Below are 20,667 nucleotides of genomic sequence, written 5' to 3'. Positions count from 1 at the left end.
TAGGCGGAATTTGGGCCTATCTCTTTTTTCACAAACGCAAGAGCGGGCGATTCCGTTTTTTTAAGGAGGGAAACCGATGAAAAAGGTAGCAGGAATCCTAATACTTGCAGCGATTGTGCTTTGCGGCTGCGGACCGACGAAAACGAGTGAGAAGGAAGCGACTCATCAACCAAAAAATCGAGGCATTGCTTATTTCGGGATTGAATCTACCTTGGAATTGGTGGAGGATGAGCAAGGAAAAATATTTCGTTTCACATTAAAAAATCAAAATGACCGTCCTGAAAAGCTGGAATTTTCCTCCTCGCTGGAATACGATTATAAGGTTATCAATCAGAGCGGTGAAGTAGTAAAGCAGCGATCAAAAAATATAGTTGCTGCAGAAAGGCTAAAAACTGTTACGCTAAAGCAGGCACAAGAGTTGGTTTATGAGGAAGAGTACGACAAAGTAACGGAAGGGCTGCCAAAAGGCTCCTATACGGTTGAGTTTTCCTCCACAGCAAAAGGAAAGCAAATTCATTCGTCTCTTGCCTTTGAAATCCAGTAGATGCTGAAAAGGAGCTAACTTTGAAGGGTTAGCTTCTTTTTTATATTTAGCTGCGATTTGCTCATTTTATTTTTCTCTTTTTTGGTTGAATTATGAATGCTTGTTTACTGTCTGATTTGAAGATGGTACCTTAGGCAAGGCCGCAAAGATGATATAACTTATATCGCCTTGTTTGTTGGAATAAGGCTGAGAGGCTAGTGGGATGAATAAGAAGGAGAAGAAAGCAAAGGTTCCTCGTGAAATGATATGCATTAGCTAATAGCTATAATGAGATACAATTATCTTGGAAAATCGGGAAAATAATGAAATTTTGTACATCTTTTGGGGAGAGATCATTTGTTTTCTGAGGAGATCGTTTTGTCAGCAAGCACACACTTTCCATACCATCCCTATTTTCATTTTCTTGCAATTGCTATATAATAATAACCATGTGTTTTGTAATATAAAGAAATTTGACATAATACCTAATATAATAGGAATTTTTGGCGAAAGCAGGGAGAGGGAGCTAAATGAAGAAAAAGGTCCTTTTATGGATTGCCGGAATTATCGGCGTTCTTGTCATTGGAGCCGGTATTTATGCATATACGTTATATTCGAAGGTTTCAAATACACTGGAAGCTGTGCAGCAGCCTTTAAACCGTGATAGCTCAGATAAGCGTACAGATAAAGTAGACTTGGAGAAGAAAACGCCGATTTCTATTTTAATGATTGGTGCGGATGAGCGCAAAACGGAGCAAGGCCGTTCAGATTCTTTGATGCTTATTACGTTGAATCCAAATACGAAGTCGATGAAAATGGTGAGTATTCCGCGTGATACGTACACAGAGATTGTCGGCAAGGGCATAAGCGATAAAATTAACCACGCGTATGCTTTTGGCGGCATTGATATGTCAGTCAACACAGTGGAGAACTTTTTGAATGTTCCAATTGATTATTATATTGAAGTTAACATGGCAGGATTTAAGGACGTTGTAGATGCTGTCGGCGGTGTCGATGTTGTGAATGATCTTGATTTTTCGTATGGCGGTCATCATTTCGCAGAAGGCCCGATTCACCTAAACGGGACGGAGGCACTTGCGTATTCCCGTATGAGAAAAGAGGACCCGCGCGGTGATTTTGGTCGTCAAATGAGACAGCGTCAGGTCATTAAGGCCGTGATTAAGAAGGGCGCAAATGTTGAGTCACTTGCAAACTTCGGTGATATTCTAGGAGCAATTCAGCGCAACGTGAAAACAAACCTAACGCAGGACGATATGTTCCGTATTCAAAAGGATTATGCGGAGGCGCGCAATGAAACAGAGGAAATTCAAATTGAAGGAAAAGGCGGAATAGCATCGGACGGCATTTGGTATTACCATGTATCAGATGAAACACGTCAGCAGATTTCACAAAAGCTTCGTCAGCATTTAGAGCTGCAATAAGCGCTCTGCTTCAGACTATGGAAAACGACTTTGTCAATTGACAAGGTCGTTTTTCTATACGAAAATAGGCTGGATGTTTCTGGATGGTTTTTTCTCCAAATAGAGGGGATAATGCTTTCCCAAGCAGTAGCTCTGTATTATAGCCTATCGCAAACAGTGGACCGGGAATCACTCAAGATTCATATTTTTTGAAAATTCTTTTTGACACCCTGAGATTATTATGTTAACATGGCTATTAAATTCAAAATATTAATAAGATACTAAAAACTCTTATTGAGAGCGGTGGAGGGACTGGCCCTGTGAAACCCGGCAACCATTCAACAGCTTTGTTGAAAAGGTGCTAATTCCTGCAAAGCATATTGCTTTGACAAATAAGAGGGGATTCCATAAATAATGAAGCCTCTCTATTTGGAATAGAGAGGCTTTTTATATTTAGGAAGGGATAAGCTAAAAGCGGGCCGAGACCCAGCATCTTTCTTATTAAAAACTACATAACAAAATGCATTAGGTGCTGTGTAAATCATTTACTCAGCTTAAAAGGGAAGACCGGTGAAATGCCGGCACGGTCCCGCCACTGTGATGGGGAGCGACTTATCAATGAGCCACTGTTTCATGTTGAAATGGGAAGGGATAAGAAGCGATGAGCCTAAGTCAGGAGACCTGCCTGTTGTGTGCGCTTGTACTCTACGAGGATATAGAGAGGAGTGAGGAATACGTGTTGAGAAAATCAGGATATCTCAACTCTAGTTAGCTATGCGTATGAATCTCTCTTTTCTATTTAGAAAAGGGAGATTTTTTAGTTGGGGATGAAAATACAAACATATGAGGAGTGTAAAAAATACGATGAATACAGTAAAAAGCTCAAATTTAGGCTATCCAAGAATTGGTGAAAAACGCGAATGGAAACAAGCACTTGAACAGTTTTGGGCAGGGAAACTAGAAAAAGAAGCATTTTTAAAGCAAATTGAAGAGATTCGCCTGCAGCACCTTCAGAAGCAAAGGGAGCAAGGAATTGATCTGATCCCGGTTGGAGACTTTAGCTTGTATGATCATGTACTTGATACAGCTGTTATGTTCGGCTTAGTGCCAAGACGCTTTGAATATGGCGGAGGTACAGTATCGCTTGAAACGTATTTTAATATAGCACGGGGCACTAAGGGTGCGGTTGCGTCTGAAATGACAAAATGGTTTAACACAAACTATCACTACATTGTTCCAGAGCTGGGCGAAGCGGTACCTGCTCTTGTTGAAAACCGTCCGCTTCAATTTTATAAAGAGGCTAAACAAAAACTTAATATTGATGGAAAGCCAGTTATTTTAGGACCTGTAACATTTGTAAAGCTGTCAAAAGGCTATCAAAAAAGTGAATTTAAAACAGTTGTTAATCAATTTGTACCGCTTTATGCTGACATCCTGCGCACATTACAACAAGAAGGTGCAGAGTGGGTACAAATCGATGAACCGATTTTATCAACAACGCTTTCGAAAGAAGAGGTTGCGTTATGCAATGATATTTATCAAACATTGCATGAAGCAGCACCAAACATAAAGGTAATTTTGCAAACCTATTTTGAGAGCATTGAACATTACAAAGATGTCATCTCACTTCCTGTTCAAGGAATTGGACTTGATTTTGTACATGATTCCGGCCAGAATCTTGCTGCTTTGAAAAAGTACGGGTTCCCAGAAGACAAGGTGCTTGCTGCTGGAGTAGTTGACGGGCGTAACATATGGCGTGCAAATCTTGATGATAAGTTTTCCATTCTTACAGAGATTGCAGAGGTAGTTTCAAAAGATCGCCTAATTGTGCAGCCTTCATCAAGCTTACTGCATGTGCCTGTGACAGTGAAAAGCGAAGAAACGCTCACTGAGACTCTAAAAGATGCATTATCATTTGCTGATGAAAAATTACATGAAATTGTTGTACTTACAAAAGGACTGCAAGAAGGAAAGGAAACAGTGCAGACAGAAATTACTGCAAGTGTAGAAGCTATAGAAGCATTAAATCAATCATCAGTTCGAAACAATACACAAGTTCAGGAAGCGATTCGCAGCCTGCATACGTATAGAGCAGAGCGGCAAGCACCATTTACAGTCCGTCAAGAGCTGCAGGAAAAGGCTTTTCAATTACCGCTTCTTCCAACTACAACAATCGGAAGCTTCCCGCAAACACAAGAAGTAAGAAAACAGCGTTTAAAATGGCGGAAAGCCGAGTTAATTGATGCAGAATATGAAACTTATATAAAAGCAGAAATTAAAAAGTGGGTCGAAATCCAAGAAGAACTTGGTCTGGATGTATTTGTACATGGGGAATTTGAACGTACAGACATGGTTGAATATTTCGGCGAAAAACTAGCGGGCTTCCAATTTACGAAATTTGGCTGGGTGCAATCATATGGCTCACGATGTGTAAAGCCGCCGCTTATTTACGGTGATGTTGCATATATAGAACCAATGACAGTCGCAGAAACTGTATATGCCCAATCGTTAACAAGCAAACCTGTAAAAGGAATGCTGACAGGTCCAATTACTATTTTAAACTGGTCGTTTGTACGCGATGATATTCCTCGTTATGATGTGGCAAATCAAATTGCGCTTGCGCTTCGAAAAGAAGTTGAAACACTAGAGAAAAGTGGAATCCGTATGATTCAAGTCGATGAGCCAGCGCTTCGTGAGGGGCTGCCGTTAAAGCATGAAAAACGGGAAAGCTATCTTGATGCTGCAGTTTATGCGTTCAAACTTGCAACAGCGTCTGTCCAAAATGATACACAAATTCACACTCATATGTGTTATTCAGATTTTAAAAATATTATCGATGCTATCAAAGCGCTCGATGCTGATGTCATTTCGATTGAAACATCAAAAAGTCATGGTGAATTAATTCATTCCTTTGAAGAAAATACGTATGATAAAGGTATCGGCCTTGGTGTATACGACATTCATAGCCCGCGTGTACCAAAGCTTGAAGAGTTGACAAGAAATATTGATCGTGCCCTTCAAGTGCTTGATCCAAAGCTATTCTGGATCAATCCTGATTGCGGCTTAAAAACACGCGGTATTGATGAGACGATTGCAGCACTTAAGGTGATGGTTGAAGCGGCAGAACAAACGAGAGAAAAGCTGCTTGTAAGAAAGGGATAAAACCTTTGGGGGAAGTTCTAGCTTATTCCTAAGTAGGGTAGTTCAATATCTGGTAAGAGAACTTTAACTACAGGATCCTTTCTTGCTAATAATTATAGAATTTGGACTAGAAATCTTTCTATTATATATGTCACTCGACTCTATCATTAAACCAAAAGCTCTGGCACTTTTATAGTGTCAGAGCTTTTGATTTTATCTCCGTTTTTTTCAATCTCTTCATCATAGAAATGATTGTTCATTAATGAAAAATGTTGCTTAAACTTAATCATTCAATATCTTGGTTTCTACTTCCAAAGAATTAACTAAAGACCGGCTCTTTTTCGCTTAGACCAAGCGTCTGCGCTGTTGAAGTATGAATTTCGTGCAGAAGCTCTGGGTTTTCCATTAGTGACACGCCATAAGAAGGAATTATTTCTTTGATTTTCGGTTCCCACGCTTTTAGATGTTGCGGGAAGCATTTTTTTATTACCTCAAGCATGACGTGAACGGCGGTAGAAGCACCCGGAGAAGCGCCGAGCAATGCTGCTATCGAGCCATCAGCGGCACTAACAACTTCCGTACCAAATTGAAGCGTTCCTTTGCCGCCTGCAGCAGTATCTTTGATAACCTGCACACGTTGGCCCGCGACCACTATATCCCAATCCTCGTTTTTGGCGTTCGGAATAAACTCGCGTAACTCTTCCATGCGCTTTTCTTTCGATAACATAACTTGCTGGATCAGGTATTTTGTCAATGGAACATTTTTTGCGCCTGCCGCCAACATAGTGAAGACATTATTTAGTTTTACGGAACCTATCAAATCAAAATTTGAACCAGTTTTTAAGAACTTCGGTGAGAAGCCGGCAAACGGTCCAAACAGCAATGCTTTTTTGTTGTCGATATATCTTGTATCAAGATGCGGGACAGACATTGGAGGAGCACCAACCTTAGCTTTACCGTATACTTTTGCATGATGCTGCGCTACAACTTCCGGATTGTTACATACCATAAATAGTCCGCTTACCGGGAATCCTCCAATATGTTTTGACTCAGGAATACCGGTTTTTTGCAGTAAAGGCAGGCTTCCGCCCCCGCCGCCGATAAAGACGAATTTTGCAGTATGGTATTCGATTTTACCGCTATCGATATCATGCACTTTTAATTCCCACGAGTCGTCGCCAGTACGTTTAATATCCTCAACACTATGTTTGTAGTTTATCTCGACGTTTTTACTCTTTAAGTGGTCAAACAACATGCGTGTTAAAGCACCAAAGTTGACATCCGTTCCAGAGTCGATTTTTGTTGCCGCTATCGGTTCATTCGATGTACGGCCTTCCATGATAAGCGGAATCCATTCCTTCAGTTTTTCAGGGTCATCGGAAAATTCCATCCCTTGAAACAGGGAATTGTTTGCCAGTGCTTCAAAACGTTTTTTCAAAAACGTTACATTTTTTTCCCCTTGTACTAAACTCATATGAGGCAATGGCATGATAAAGTCCTGCGGATTACGTATCAGATTGCTGTTTACAAGATAAGACCAAAACTGTCTTGAAAGCTGAAACTGTTCATTAATTTTTATCGCTTTGCTAATATCTATGGATCCGTCCGGTTTTTCGACGGTGTAGTTAAGCTCGCACAGTGCCGCATGCCCCGTTCCCGCATTATTCCATTCGTCAGAGCTTTCCTCTCCTGCGTTTGCGAGCTTCTCAAACACTGTAATTTTCCAGTCCGGTACTAATTCTTTCAACAGTGTTCCCAAAGTCGCACTCATGATTCCGGCACCAATTAAGATAACGTCTGTTCTAGTTTGTCTGTTGCTCATTTTTACCTTCCTTATCCCCTAAGATTCGCAGAAAGAATGTAGGCGCTCCTGCTTAGGCGCCACAGCAAGCCAGAGCGCGACCTAGTCACACATCTTTTCTGGATCAATTATAATCTGAAAAATAGTATATCACTGTTCGGTTATGGATTATAAATAGTATATCACTATTGGATTATAACCTAAAAATAGTATATCATTTTTGTTTATAGATTAAAATATTTATTTACTATTATTATGATAGTTATAAGCTATTTAAAAGCTGGTCAGAAGTGAGAAGTCCGTCCACAAGGCTCTAGAACATACAAAAAACACAGCCCCTTGCAAGGGTTAAGGCTTTGGTTTGCCGTTGCCAGTGAACTTCCAGATCATCGGTCCATTAATGTGTTGCTCTTACTCTATGTATATACACGCTGATGTGGTGGTGCTGCCCTATACCCCCGGTTGCCTCAATAGGGGGAAAACAAAAAAGCTGGCGTAAGTAAGCCGGCTTTTTTTACATTTAACCCTAATATTCCTTATATCGCTCCTCCTTATAGTCCCAATACCCCTTCTTATACAGGTTTTTCTTATGATCACAATCTTCTTTATCCTGGTCTTTCTTATGATCACAACAATTTACATTTACTTTTACTATATTCACAATCGAATTAGCATCTTTTTCTTTCTTGTCCCATGAATGCTCATCATATTGATCCTTCTGTTTCTTTTCCTGTGAATCATTATCGTGCCCATCTTTATATGATCCCATATTTTTCCTCCTTCTTTGATTTGTAATACCATTATATTAAATATTAGTAGTTTTGCTACTATGCTTGTCCCTTATTTTCTAAAAACTCTAAAAATGTATGTATATACGTGTTAAGTTTACATAGCCTATCATTATCGGGAGTCAATGTATTTAAGAGACTACCAAAAACCCTTCAGTTAAATGAAGTGAACCCTAATAGTGGGACATGAAAAAAACACCCCCTTGATTCGCATACTAAAAAAGACGAATCAAGCGGAGGTGTTTTTATTTTGGTTACAAGAGTACATTACCCAGCGGAGATTAAATGGAAAGCAATTGAAATGAAAGAGGCAGGCTACACAAACCATACGATTATGGAAACGTTAGGGATTAAGAATAAGTCACAGTTGAAAAGATGGATGAACTGGTATCGCACGGGACAGACCCATCGATTTGAACAACCTGTGGGAAAACAGTACAGCTATAGGAAAAGTCTAAAAGAACAAGATGAATTGGAACAGTTACGGTTAGAAAACAAACGGTTGAAGGCACAACTTCTTGTATTGGGAAAGTACCGGGAGATCGAAAGGAGTGGAAACCAGACCTTGTCGTCGCGACGTGGCAAGAACTGAAAGGATCCATTACGGTAAAGGAGTTCTGTAACATTCTGAGCATTCCTCGCTCTACTTTTTATCGTTGGATTCACAAACCTGAACGCACATCAGATGACACAGAAAAACAAGTTCAGCGTGTGTGCCGGCAATATAAGCAGCGATATGGATACCGAAAAGTAACAGCGATTCTCAAACGATTGGGATTCCATGTGAATCATAAGAAAGTATTACGAATTATGAGAATGTCTAGCTTATTATCTAGGGTTCGGCGGAAGAGAAAAGTATATATAGGAGGAGCGGAGCCAGTTGTATCTCCCAACCTTCTCCAAAGAGAATTTGAAGCGACCGCACCAAATCAAAAGTGGTTTACAGACGTAACGTATCTCATGTTTGGAGAGCGTACCTTATATCTTTCTACCATCATGGATGCCTACAACCGTGAGATTATCAGCTCTGCCATCAGTGAATCTCCTAATGTACGACTCGCTCTGGATACACTCAAACAGGCGATACGTAAGCGTAATGCGAAGGGTGTGATTCTTCACTCTGATCAAGGAAGCATCTACACTTCTAAGGAATTTCAGATGTATGCCAAAGAAAACGGCATTACCACAAGCATGTCCCGTAAAGGGAACTGCCATGATAATGCCGTCATGGAAAGCTTCTTCGCCGTATTAAAGTGCGAAGCTTTCTATTCACAACAGATAACAAAAGTATCTAACACAACTGTGCGAGAGATTGTGCTAGAATACATTCATTATTATAATTGTGTGCGAATTCAAGAGAAATTAAACTACCTGTCCCCCGTAGAATACGGGGAACAGGTAGCCTAGGTGTTTTATATGTGCCCCATTTTGTGGGTCCACTTCAAAACGATCTGAAGGGCTATTGTGTTCACATAATTAACGAATGCGGAAGTTCTATATACCATTTGACTTAATCTAAATATCTCTTATACTGGTAAGTATGGAAAAATATTGTATAGGAGATTTATTATGTCAGATCTAATCATAGCTTTAATTTTAGGAATTGTAGAAGGCTTAACAGAATTTGCTCCTGTTTCTTCTACGGGGCATTTAATTTTAGTTGGACATTTACTTGGGTTTGAAGAAACTACTCGTGCTACTACATTTGAGGTAGTTATTCAGCTAGGATCTATTCTCGCTGTAGTCGTTGTATTTTGGAGACGATTGTTAAATATTATAGGAATCGGTAAGTCACTTGAAACCGCAGTTCCTCACAAATCCCATCTCAATATTTTACATGTTTTTATTGGGATACTTCCCTTTATGATAGGAGGATTACTACTCCATGATTTTATTAAACATGTTTTATTTTCTCCAAAGACGGTAGTGATCGGATTAGTAGCTGGCGGAATTCTTATGATTATTGCTGAATTATTGCATAAGAACCGTTCTAATACTTTAGATCTTGATGCTGTCAGTTATAAACAAGCCTTGTATATGGGGTTATTCCAATGTTTAGCCTTAGTTCCTGGTTTCTCTAGAATGGGATCAACCTTATCTGGTGGTTTATTAGTTGGTATGAATCATAAAACTGCTTCTGAGTTTAGCTTTATTATGGCTGTGCCTATTATGATTGCAGCTTCTGGTAAAGATTTATTTGAGAGCTGGGGTAATTTGAATACTAGTGATTTACCTTTGTTTATTACGGGCTTCCTAACAGCTTTTATAGTAGCTTTGTTGGCCATCAAGTTCTTTCTCAAACTTATTTCCAGAATAAAATTGATTCCATTTGCCATCTATCGTTTTGTACTAGCTTTAGCATTTTGGGGCTTTATTTTATAAAAAAGAAGGGGCTGACCCAAAAGGGGAGTAATGTTCCTTTTTAAGCTAAAATGGAAAAATAGACCATCATTGAAAACCCAGTAAAATCAAGGGTTTCGATGATGGTCTATTTCACATACTACCGTTAATTTTCATTATTTAAGGGCTTTTGGGTCAGCCCCTTGTATTTTTTGAACTAGGAGTCCTGCCTCATTGCCGTCAATCTGACGAAAACAAATACTTCATAGCAATCACAGAATTTTCGTTTTGGGGTACTATAAAACCTTCACTTGATGGGCATGGGGCGCTGCCCCTAGTTAAAAAGTAAAACAAATCTATCATTAAGAGACCTTTTGCACTTCTCTTAAATATTCTTGGCCCTTCATTTTGTTGTATTCGCCTTCCCATTTGGACATCACGACCGCTGCGAGGGAATTTCCGACTACGTTTACAGCTGTACGAGCCATATCAAGAATACGGTCGATACCCGCAATAAATGCTAATCCTTCTGCAGGAATACCTACAGAGCCGAGTGTTGCTAATAATACAACGAAAGAAACGCCCGGTACACCGGCAATCCCTTTAGAAGTTACCATCAACACAAGAAGAAGGGTAATTTGCTGAGTAATCGGCATATCAATACCATACATTTGCGCTAAGAAAATGGCTGCAATCGCTTGATATAGTGTTGACCCATCTAAGTTAAACGAGTAACCTGTCGGGATAACGAAGGATGAGATAGCTTTCGGGCATCCGAATTTCTCCATCTTCTCCATGATTTTTGGTAGAACCGTCTCTGAGCTCGCTGTAGAGTAGGCCAAAATCAGCTCATCTTTGAGGATTTTCAGGAACTGGAAGATATTGATTCCAGCTATTTTCGCTACGATACCTAGTACAACAACAACAAAGAAAATCATAGAACCGTATACTACTAGTACTAGTTTTCCTAGAGGGATCAGCGATCCAACACCAAACTTAGAAACCGTTACGCCAATCAGTGCAAATACACCAAACGGAGCGAACTTCATCACTTGGTTTGTTACATAGAACATTGCATCTGCTACACCTTGGAAGAAATGAAGTACTGGCTTGCCTCTTTCTCCGATGACAGCTACGCCAAGTCCAAATAAAACAGAGAAGAAAATGATTGCAAGCATGTCGCCTTTTGCCAATGCATCCACAATATTTGTAGGAACAATATTTACAAAAGTATCAGCCATAGAGTGGCTTTGTACTTGCTCACTTGTACTCACATACGTAGAAATATCTGTTTTTTGCAATTGCTTCATATCCACGCCAGAACCAGGCTGGAATACGTTTGCAACCAACAATCCTAATACAATTGCAATTGTTGTGATGATTTCGAAATACAAAATTGTTTTACCGCCCAGTTTACCAAGCTTTTTCACATTGCCAACACCGGCAATACCTACTACGAGACTTGACACAACTATTGGAACAACAATCATTTTAATAAGACGGATGAAGATATCGCCAATCGGCTTTAAGTAGGTAGCGACTGCGGGATTTCCATAAAATGCAGCACCTACAGCAATACCTACAATGAGACCAATTAAAATTTGCCAAGCTAACCCTATTTTTTTCATATTTGTCTCCTTCCTCTTTTTGTTGATTTGTGAGTCCCCTCTTCTCTAATAAGATCAGAGAAAATCTAACAGATTCATTTAAGCGTTTTCATGTATTGCTCTAGAACAACATATCTTTAATTTATAATCAAAACTACAGAAACCAACAAAAAACTACAAAAATAATCTTTTTATTTTTTAATTATTTAAAATATTAAAGCAGAGGTAACGTCCCATGTCTATCAGCTAATTTGAATAAATATCCCCCATATGCGAGAAATACGCTATCCTTTTAGAAGAATTATTGATAAAGATGGCGTTTTTTATAGATATTTCACTCTCAGAAGAATTGCATCCCTTTGTTTGAGAATTACAGTCGACTCCTTCAGAGGTTTGCGAGAGTATTCTTTCGCGGAAGAAAGGGTCGTGGTTATCATTTAATCAAACGTTTGATTAAATCCAATATTGTGAGTGATTTAGACATGAAAGGCGTGCAGGGGAGTACTTCTGTAAGAATGTTGTCAAAGAGGGGGAGCTGTTGCTTATTCGAGGCATGCCTGTTCAAGAAAAAAGGCAAGAGGTTTGTCCTTTAGTGAGGTATAAGATTCTGGCATGAAAGCTGTTCATTGTGGCGGAAATTTTTAAATATAAAGTATAAACACGCCTCTGTCTTTGCCTAAAGGCTCGCCAATCGGCGAGTTTTCTTTATGACATAGCATAGGCATATTGCTTTGATTCATACAGTTCTAGCAGTTCTCGGTCATCCAGCTCTAGAATGGCAGCTTCATGTAACGCAGCATCTTGTTCTAATACCTTTTGTTCATATGCTTCTCGTTCCAGCTCATTTAAAAAATAATGTTTTATAATCATAACTCGTTATCTCTCCCTAGTACTTCTTTTTTAGAAAGAATTATACGTGAAGCTATTCTGACAATCAAATAAGAAGCTTTTCTTTATAATGTATGATTTTCGGTGAGTATAGCTGATTCATAAGAAAAAGTGCCGTCCTCCGTGAGGACGGCCATTTTGTTGTACTGATTAAGAAAAGGGGGTACTAGTATTGTATCCATCTCTTTTTTTCTTCATACATAATTTTGTTTATAAAATTCAATCTATTTCCTATTAGTGAAAAATTTGTAAAAATAATAGGGATTTCGTTGTGTATATATGGAAGTAAAGATATAATTGTATAATGTAAATGGAAGAAAGAAGGAGAGAGAAGCATGCAAGCTAGCACGGCATTGGCTCCGAAAAAGAAGAAGGCATGGATTATAATCGGAATTATTACGCTTATCGCAGTGACTGCTGCTATTAATATAGCAGTCTTGCAGAATAAGAAAACGAGCAGCGCAGCAGAGTTGAAATTTGCAAGCATAGAAGAAAGAACATTAAACAGCACAAAGCTTGTATCGGGGCGTGTGACGCCGGGCAGTACGGAAACGCTGTATGTCGATGCGACTAAGGGAAGCGTGAAGGAGATTTTTGTAAATGAGGGCGATGATGTAATCGAAGGCCAAAGGCTATTTTCCTATGAAAATCCTGAGCTGGATTTGCAAATTAAGCAGGCGGAGCTGCAGGAGAAAACAACCTCCCTGCAGTATGAGCAAGTAAAGGAAAAAATCAAATCGATGAATAAGGAGATTCAAAAGGCGAAGGACGAAGGTGCCGGTGATGCGGTAATTAATCCGCTAGAGTCCCAGTTAAAGGAGCTGGAGCTGCAGCAAAAAACAACAGAGCTCGAAAAGGAGCAAAATAAGCTGCAAAAGCAGCAGCTAGAGAAAAAACAATCCGAACTGACCATATACAGTACGATTAACGGACGCGTACAAACGCTTGATAAGGATGCGGCGCAATCCTCTTCAGCAGCGGCAGGACAGGCAAAGGTATTTATGCAGCTTGCATCAAAAGACCCATACCGGGTGGAAGGAACATTATCGGAGCTGCAAAAGGCACAGGTGCAGCCAGAGCAACCGATTACTGTTACAGCTAAGGCTGTAGCTAATAAAAAATGGACCGGAAAAATCATTGAGGTAAGCGATTATCCAACAACAGATACGACAACGGAGATGAGCGGTGGACAGGGAACACAAAATATTTCCTATTATCCATTTAAAGCAGTGCTCGATGCACAGGACGGGCTATCACCTGGCTATCATGTGTCGCTTGAAATCCAATTGTCCTCGAATACAATGATCGCAGCACCTCGCAGCAGCATTGTGGAGGAGGGAGAAGAGAAGTTTCTCTACCTTGTAAAGGACGGCAAGCTGCAAAAGCAATCGGTCAAAACTGGTATGAGCGACGGTGAATGGATTGAAATTACCGAGGGAGCAGAGGCTGGACAACAGGTGCTTGAAAATCCTTCCGACAAAGTGAAGGATGGAATGGAAGTGACTTCAAAATGATTAGCTTAAAGCATGTCTATAAAACATACCAGCAAGGCATGCTGAACGTGCCTGTGCTGCATGACATTCATGTGGAAATTGAAGGAGGCGAGTTCGTTTCTATTATGGGGCCCTCCGGTTCAGGAAAGTCAACGCTGATGAATATTATCGGCTGCTTAGATCGTCCGACAGAGGGAGAGTACATATTAAATCATATTAATATCTTACAGGCTGATCAGAAGCAGCTCGCGCTTTTGCGAAATAAGAACATCGGCTTTGTGTTTCAGCATTTTCATTTGCTGCCGCGGCTTTCAGCAGTAGAAAATGTGGAGCTGCCGCTTGTATACGGCGGAATAAGCAAAAAGGAACGGCGCAAGCGGGCGCTTGAGGCATTAGAAAAGGTTGGATTAGCGGATCGGATTGATCACCTGCCAAATCAATTGTCGGGCGGCCAAAAGCAGCGTGTGGCGATTGCGCGCGCAATCGCTAATCATCCATCCTTTATTCTTGCCGACGAGCCGACGGGCGCGCTTGATTCGAAATCGGGCGAGCAGGTAATGGATATTTTTACGCAGCTCAACCGAGAAGGAACGACAGTTATTATGGTTACGCATGAGGAAGAGGTAGCTGCCTATACGAAGCGCCGCATTATTTTACGGGACGGTCGTATTACGGAGGATCGGAGGGAGCAGGCATGAGCTTTATGGATAGCATTAAAATTGCGCTTTCCTCCATTATGGCGCATAAGCTGCGCTCTGCTTTGACAATGCTTGGCATTATTATTGGCGTTGGCTCCATTATTACAGTTGTAGCAATTGGCCAAGGTGGTGAAGCGGCATTAAAATCACAAATTGCCGGCGCTGGAAATAATACTATTCAGCTTACATTTACACCGGATGAAGAGGATCCGTTTGCCAATCCTTTTGACCAGCCGCCGACATTTACACAGGAAAATCTGTTCCAGCTTAAGAAGATCCCAGAGATTGCCCATGTTATTACGATGAACAGTACGATGGATAACATTACGGTTGGAGAAGAAACGAAGAGCATTAATATAAATGGAATTACAGAGGATTATTTTGCTGTGAACAAGGTAGAGGTAACGAAAGGGCGAAAGCTCGACGAGGGTGATTTCTCTCAATCAGATAACGTTGTCATGGTGAATGAACGAGCGGTAGAGGAAGTGTTTCAGGGCAAAAATCCAGTGGGACAAATTATTGAGGTGGCCGGGCAGCCGTTTCGGGTCATTGGCGTATTTAAGTCAAACGACGAGTTTTTAGGTTTTGGATTCCCGCAAATGCTCATGCCGTTATCGCTTTGGCCTGTCCTATTTGGAACAGATGATATTCAATCTGTTACGATTCAGGCTGTTGATGCGGATAGCATGCAAATTGCAGGACAGAAGGCAGCTGATATGCTAAATGCAAGTAAGTCTGACGAACTAAAAGGGAAGTATGAGGTATTCAATTTGGAGGAGCTGGAGAAGCAAATTTCACAGCTGACCGGCATTATGACGAGTATTATCGGCGGGATTGCCGGCATTTCCCTTCTTGTCGGAGGCATTGGTGTTATGAATATTATGCTTGTATCCGTGACGGAGCGGACAAGAGAAATCGGCATCCGCAAGGCACTCGGCGCAACGCGCGGCAAGATTTTGCTGCAGTTTCTCATTGAGGCGATGATGCTCACTGCACTTGGCGGTATCATCGGTATCGGTCTTGGAGTTGGCGGGGCGCATATCGTTTCTATATTTGCGAAATGGCCTCCTCTCGTCTCATGGCAGGTCGTTGTCGGCGGCGTCCTATTCTCAATGACGCTCGGCATCGTCTTCGGGCTTATTCCGGCAAACAAAGCAGCTAAGCTCGACCCAATCGATGCACTTCGGTATGAATAAGAAAAGCATAATCGACCCGGTTTGCTCCCGCAGCAACATGTTCATCACCGCCAAAGGCGCTTTTTGCCTTTGTGCGGCGGGGGTTATTTTGCGGAAGGGAGCAGGTTGCTGGAGCTGGACAAAAGAAAAGCGGATGCAGCCAGATTTGCCCTCATAGTCATAAGATAGATTGCTTGTATCATATAATTATTAATTAAAAGGAGGAGATACCTGATGGAACCAAACGTAACAGCAACAGATATAGAGTTAAAAAAACCGTCTTTATTGGGTGTCATTACATCGCCATCCTTGCAATTTGAAAGGATGAAGCAAAAGGCACCTATCGGTATGCCGCTTCTGATTATGGCACTTTTGTATGCTGTTATTGGGGCGCTCAGTGCCTATTTGATCGCAGCTAGCCCAGAGGCAGCAGGGCAGGTACCGACCGATATACCAGAGGAGGCGAAATTTTTTGCCTCGCCGGCATTTGTCTCTATTATGGGCGGTGCGGGCACTTTAGTAGGTATACCGCTGTTATATGTAATTACAGCACTGTTCTATAAGGTTTGTATGATGATCATCGGAAATGATACATCTTATAAGAAGCTATTATCGATTTCAATTTATACGAGTGTAATCGGTGTGCTTGGCGGAATCGTGAACGTGCTGCTGATGGCTGTATTTGGCGGTTTAGATGTGCAATATACAAGCCTTGCTCCGCTTTTTGAAACAGGTACGCTGCTGCATAGTATTGGAAAGGCATTTGAGGTATTTAGTATTTGGGGCTTTGTTGTAACGGCCATTGCATTGCAAAGGGCAGCCGGCCTTCGCAAAGGGCAGGCAATAACGCTTGTTGTGATTTTCTTTGTCATTAGCCTTGGCTTTAGTATGCTTGGCGGTATGTTTAGCAACGCCAGCTTTGCGCCTTAATAAGTAAGAAAAACGCCGCCATTGATTTTGTAGTCCTAGGGTCAACGGCGGCGTTTTTGAGAATGCTCCTTGTTTAGTCTTGCTTGTCCAATCAAAGGAAATAGGCGCATTTTACGCAGCCTCGTTATGCCTTCTGGATGTGAAGATGATAATTGTTCTTTCCTTGTCTTTTTACCTCATACATTGCTTCGTCTGTATATCTCAGCAAAGCCTCGGATGTTTCACCATGATCTGGATAAAGCCCCATACCGATACTAGCTGTTACGCCAACAGCCTGATTTTGAATCATGAAAATGGGCTGCAGTGCCCTAAGGAGCCTTTCTGCAACCTCAATAGCATCTGCTTGAGTAATATTGCTGAGCAGTACAGTAAATTCATCTCCTGCAAATCGCGCTAAACAATCCCCTCTCCGAACACAAGTCATGAATCGTCTGGAAACTTCCTGTAATAATAGATCGCCCGCTTTATGTCCCCATGTATCATTTACTTCTTTAAAGCCATCTAAATCGATAAACAACAAAGCAAATTGTGTCTCATTTTGCTTATGCTGAGCAATCTCCGCATCTAAGCGCTGCAGAAACATACGTCTATTCGGTAAGGATGTTAAGGAATCATAATAAGCCAGCTGCTCTATATTTTTGTACGCCATTTCTAGTTCGGTTTGCTCTTGTTTTAGCTTTTCTGTTGATACGCCAACCATATATGAAATAATCACGCTTAAGCTTAATTGAGTGAAAATAAAATACATATCATCAATTAAAAAATCTGTTCCAGCATGCTTCACGGCCTCATAAAAGCTATGGATTATTTGCAGTATAAAGCTTAGGAGGATTGCTCTCTTTAAGCCGAAGGAGAAGGCGAATGTGATAGGAGGGAGGATATAAACAAACCATGCCATTTCTATCAAATCATGTCCTAGCTCAGAAGAATATATGGTAATTGATGTATCAAATAGAATAGGAAACAGGAGTACAACAATAGTACTTACCCATATTTTAAATGGGACAACATGCGAAAAAGCTGCGTTTCTGGACATAGTACACTCCCTTCAGCTATCTATTGTATGATAGAGTAATTTGGTTTTTGTATGTATAGAGATAGTTAACTATCAATATATGCTATAAAATTATATTTATTATTTTACCATGTTTTGTGCTAATGAGGTAGAAAATGCTAATTTTTTATGAATTTCTGCTTTAAGATAGTGTGAAGTTTTGGTTGAAAAATGTAAGAAAATAAATAAAAAGGTAAAATAAGGAAGGTTGTTATTGTTCTGTGACGAATATGTAGATTTGGGGTTTTTTTTATTAAGTTTTAGGGGTATCTAAATATACCCTATTTATGTTATTGTTTCCCCTATGTTTATATTACATTTAGGAAGGAGGATTTTACATAAGGGAATCTATAAGATCTCTTGCCGTTCATTTCATATGCTTGGTCGATTTTATTAAAGAATTCAGGGGGGCATTATGAAAAAGATTACTAGTTTCGTTCTAAGTACAAGCTTAGTATTTTCGGCTATTCCTGCTTTTGCAGAATCTGCTCAACCAGCAGATAACCCAGCTGGAAACCTGAAGAAAGGATCACAAAAGGTAACTCCAATTGTTCAGATTCCGGCCAAAAGTACAAAAAAGGGCAAGGTCGTACCAAGCTCTAAGGTCAACAAAGCTAAAAAATTTAAAGACAATGAGCTGATTGTGAAATTTAAGAATGCCTATGATGTGCAAAGTCTAGGAAAGGTAAAGGATACACTGGGTTTAAAGACAAAGCAGGATCTAGGAAGCAAAGGCACCAAGCTTGTAGAGTTTAAATCCGGGGTGAAAATCGAGGATGCGATCAACGCCCTGAAGGCCTCATCTCTAGTGGAATACGCGGAACCGAACTACATTCTGTATCCCGAGGAGATAGCGGAGGCAACGCCACAGGATGTTACAGATCCTTTATACGGAGAGCTATGGGGACTGAAAAACACGGGGCAAAGTATTGAATGGGTCACAGGAAAACCAGGGATTGACATTAAAGCAGAGGGTGCGTGGCTCAGAACGCAAGGAAGCTCAAATGTTGTGGTGGGTGTTATTGATACAGGTACAGATATTAATCATCCAGATATAAAAGATCGAATCTGGAAAAACCCGGGCGAAATTGCAGGTGATAACATTGATAATGACAAAAATGGCTATATCGATGACGTGAATGGCTGGGATTTCTTTAATAAGGATAATACAGTCTTTGATGAGGGTGATGGGGACGAGCACGGTACGCATGTATCGGGTACAATCGCAGGCTCTGCTAATAACATAGGAGTAATCGGTGTTGCATCAAACGTAAAGGTTATGCCGCTTAAGTTTCTTGGACCGGATGGGGGGAGTACTTCTGACGCTATTCTAGCAATCAACTATGCTAAAGCAAAAGGTGTGAAGATCACTAACAATTCATGGACCGGCGGCGAATTTAGCCAAGCCTTATATGATGCGATTAAAGGATCAAACTCCCTGTTTGTAGCAGCAGCTGGAAATCAAGGGCTGAACGTAGATACACAGCCTGTCTATCCTGCCGCCTATGATTTAGCTAATATTCTATCGGTAGCTGCGATAGATAATACAGGAAATATAGCTGATTTCTCTAACTACGGTGCGAAAAATGTGGATATAGCAGCTCCTGGAGTAAGTATAAAAAGTACTGTTCCGAAAGGCTGGTCTTCGGATTATTCTTACGCCTATGAGTACATGAATGGAACATCAATGGCTGCTCCGCATGCGGCAGGGGTTGCAGCATTACTGCAGAGCACGAACAGCACGATTAGCCCGGCAACTATGAAGAGCTCTGTTATGAATACGGTTACAAAACTTTCCTCCTTAACAGGAGTAGTTGGAACGGGAGGTCTATTGAATGCACAGGCTGCCGTTAACACGCAGGCGGATAACGATATCCCAGGCAAGCCTTTCCCTGGTACAACAGTGAGTGATACTGTAAGCGCTACAACGGATTTGGATGATGTATATTCTTTAGATTTGAAAAAAGGGGAAAAGGTAACAGTAACACTAACGGGTGCTACTGGAACAGACTTTGATCTCTACCTCTATAAGCCTAGTGCAACAACGGTAAAAAGCAGTGATGGAATTGCAATTTACTCCGAAAAGGCTGGAACTTCCAGTGAAACCTTCACATATATTGCACCTCAGGAAGGAACATATTATTTAGATGTATATGCCTATAAAGGAGCAGGAAGCTATACGGCAACAGTGAAGCGAGGGGCAACGGCAGGAACGTATGAGAACACTGCCAAGGAGATCGGATATATAGGAGCATGGAGCACTACCTCAAGTTCGTATGCATCGGGAGGCTCCTATAAAAAAACGAATACAGGCGGATCCCAGGTACAGTTCGTATTTAATGGAACAGGTGTAGCATTAACAGGACTTAAGAATAGCACCCAAGGGATTGCAAAGATTACGATAGATGGTGTGAGCTCGGAAGTGAGCTTATATTCTACATCCACCGTATATAAGTCTCAATATTTTAAAAAGACGGGACTGGCAGCAGGAAGACACGTATTGACAATTGAGTGGACTGGAAAAGCTGCACCAGGTGCCCGTAAGACATCTACCTATATTAATTTAGATACGATAGTTGTATATTAATCATTTAGGGATATCTTATGGAAGGTGAAGAGAGCATTATCAAGACCTGAATTTTAAAAATCCCTAAAACTAAAGGCACTTACGTATTAGACATAACTAATATGTAGGTGCCTTTTTATTTGTTTAATTAAGGGAGCATTAACTTTTAAATATGAAGTATTTTTTCTATATTTAAGGGGTCATTTCTTAATCTAATGGCTTTGTTAATAACAGATGTTACT

Annotated in this window: 15 protein-coding genes and 2 riboswitches; of the genes, 10 read left to right on the top strand and 5 right to left on the bottom strand. The window is 40.7% G+C overall.

The window, feature by feature from the left end:
• Nucleotides 1–76: 76 nt before the first annotated feature.
• From AC6HZ4_RS25460 to metE, 3 genes are all read left to right on the top strand, one after another.
• A complete protein-coding gene (locus tag AC6HZ4_RS25460) occupies nt 77–544 on the top strand; it encodes a BsuPI-related putative proteinase inhibitor (protein WP_497492667.1) in 468 nt (155 codons plus the stop codon).
• 509 nt (nt 545–1,053) lie between these two features.
• Nucleotides 1,054–1,965 (top strand): polyisoprenyl-teichoic acid--peptidoglycan teichoic acid transferase TagU, encoded by a 912-nt coding sequence (gene tagU, locus AC6HZ4_RS25455; RefSeq protein WP_497492666.1) that lies wholly within the window; start codon nt 1,054–1,056, stop codon nt 1,963–1,965.
• 267 nt (nt 1,966–2,232) lie between these two features.
• Nucleotides 2,233–2,343: riboswitch (SAM riboswitch) on the top strand.
• Between the two features lie 111 nt (nt 2,344–2,454).
• Nucleotides 2,455–2,647, top strand: a riboswitch (cobalamin riboswitch).
• A gap of 161 nt (nt 2,648–2,808) precedes the next feature.
• A complete protein-coding gene (gene metE / locus AC6HZ4_RS25450; RefSeq protein ID WP_497492665.1) occupies nt 2,809–5,106 on the top strand; it encodes a 5-methyltetrahydropteroyltriglutamate--homocysteine S-methyltransferase in 2,298 nt (765 codons plus the stop codon).
• 298 nt (nt 5,107–5,404) lie between these two features.
• Here the strand turns inward: metE and AC6HZ4_RS25445 are convergent, their stop codons facing one another.
• Both AC6HZ4_RS25445 and AC6HZ4_RS25440 read right to left on the bottom strand, forming a co-directional pair.
• Nucleotides 5,405–6,907, bottom strand: a complete 1,503-nt coding sequence (locus tag AC6HZ4_RS25445; protein WP_497492663.1) for a malate:quinone oxidoreductase — start codon at nt 6,905–6,907, stop codon at nt 5,405–5,407.
• A 505-nt stretch (nt 6,908–7,412) separates the two neighbouring features.
• A complete protein-coding gene (locus AC6HZ4_RS25440; RefSeq protein ID WP_497492662.1) occupies nt 7,413–7,655 on the bottom strand; it encodes a hypothetical protein in 243 nt (80 codons plus the stop codon).
• Between the two features lie 269 nt (nt 7,656–7,924).
• Here AC6HZ4_RS25440 and AC6HZ4_RS25435 point away from each other — a divergent pair.
• Nucleotides 7,925–9,081 (top strand): IS3 family transposase gene (locus AC6HZ4_RS25435; protein ID WP_497492661.1). Its coding sequence is split into 2 segments (ribosomal slippage): nt 7,925–8,192 and nt 8,192–9,081, totalling 1,158 coding nucleotides; the frame shifts between segments, so codons are not numbered across the junction.
• A 162-nt stretch (nt 9,082–9,243) separates the two neighbouring features.
• Nucleotides 9,244–10,056, top strand: coding sequence for an undecaprenyl-diphosphate phosphatase (gene bacA, locus AC6HZ4_RS25430; protein ID WP_497492659.1), 813 nt, complete (start codon nt 9,244–9,246; stop codon nt 10,054–10,056).
• A 320-nt stretch (nt 10,057–10,376) separates the two neighbouring features.
• Here bacA and gltP read toward each other — a convergent pair whose 3' ends face one another.
• Both gltP and AC6HZ4_RS25420 read right to left on the bottom strand, forming a co-directional pair.
• Nucleotides 10,377–11,642: a glutamate/aspartate:proton symporter GltP gene (gene gltP, locus AC6HZ4_RS25425; RefSeq protein WP_497492658.1), complete on the bottom strand. Its 1,266-nt coding sequence runs from the start codon at nt 11,640–11,642 to the stop codon at nt 10,377–10,379.
• Between the two features lie 684 nt (nt 11,643–12,326).
• Entirely contained in the window at nt 12,327–12,491 is a 165-nt protein-coding gene (locus tag AC6HZ4_RS25420) for a hypothetical protein (protein WP_497492657.1), read from the bottom strand.
• Nucleotides 12,492–12,844: 353 nt separating this feature from the next.
• Between AC6HZ4_RS25420 and AC6HZ4_RS25415 the strand changes: the two genes are divergently transcribed.
• From AC6HZ4_RS25415 to yknW, 4 genes are all read left to right on the top strand, one after another.
• Entirely contained in the window at nt 12,845–14,023 is a 1,179-nt protein-coding gene (locus AC6HZ4_RS25415; RefSeq protein ID WP_497492656.1) for an efflux RND transporter periplasmic adaptor subunit, read from the top strand.
• Entirely contained in the window at nt 14,020–14,700 is a 681-nt protein-coding gene (locus tag AC6HZ4_RS25410; protein WP_497492654.1) for an ABC transporter ATP-binding protein, read from the top strand. Before AC6HZ4_RS25415 ends, AC6HZ4_RS25410 begins: the two co-directional genes overlap by 4 nt.
• Entirely contained in the window at nt 14,697–15,896 is a 1,200-nt protein-coding gene (locus AC6HZ4_RS25405; RefSeq protein WP_497492653.1) for an ABC transporter permease, read from the top strand. Before AC6HZ4_RS25410 ends, AC6HZ4_RS25405 begins: the two co-directional genes overlap by 4 nt.
• Nucleotides 15,897–16,109: 213 nt before the next feature.
• Nucleotides 16,110–16,805: a YknW family membrane protein gene (gene yknW / locus AC6HZ4_RS25400; RefSeq protein ID WP_497492652.1), complete on the top strand. Its 696-nt coding sequence runs from the start codon at nt 16,110–16,112 to the stop codon at nt 16,803–16,805.
• 124 nt (nt 16,806–16,929) lie between these two features.
• Here the strand turns inward: yknW and AC6HZ4_RS25395 are convergent, their stop codons facing one another.
• On the bottom strand, nt 16,930–17,841 hold the full coding sequence (locus AC6HZ4_RS25395; protein ID WP_497492651.1) for a diguanylate cyclase domain-containing protein: 912 nt from the start codon (nt 17,839–17,841) through the stop codon (nt 16,930–16,932).
• A 433-nt stretch (nt 17,842–18,274) separates the two neighbouring features.
• Here AC6HZ4_RS25395 and AC6HZ4_RS25390 point away from each other — a divergent pair, with 433 nt between their 5' ends.
• Nucleotides 18,275–20,446 (top strand): S8 family serine peptidase, encoded by a 2,172-nt coding sequence (locus AC6HZ4_RS25390; protein ID WP_497492650.1) that lies wholly within the window; start codon nt 18,275–18,277, stop codon nt 20,444–20,446.
• The last annotated feature ends 221 nt before the right edge of the window (nt 20,447–20,667 follow it).

Source organism: Ectobacillus sp. OTK (assembly GCF_059698935.1).
Note: the sequence above shows the minus strand (reverse complement) of the source record. Positions and strands in the feature narration are given on the sequence as shown.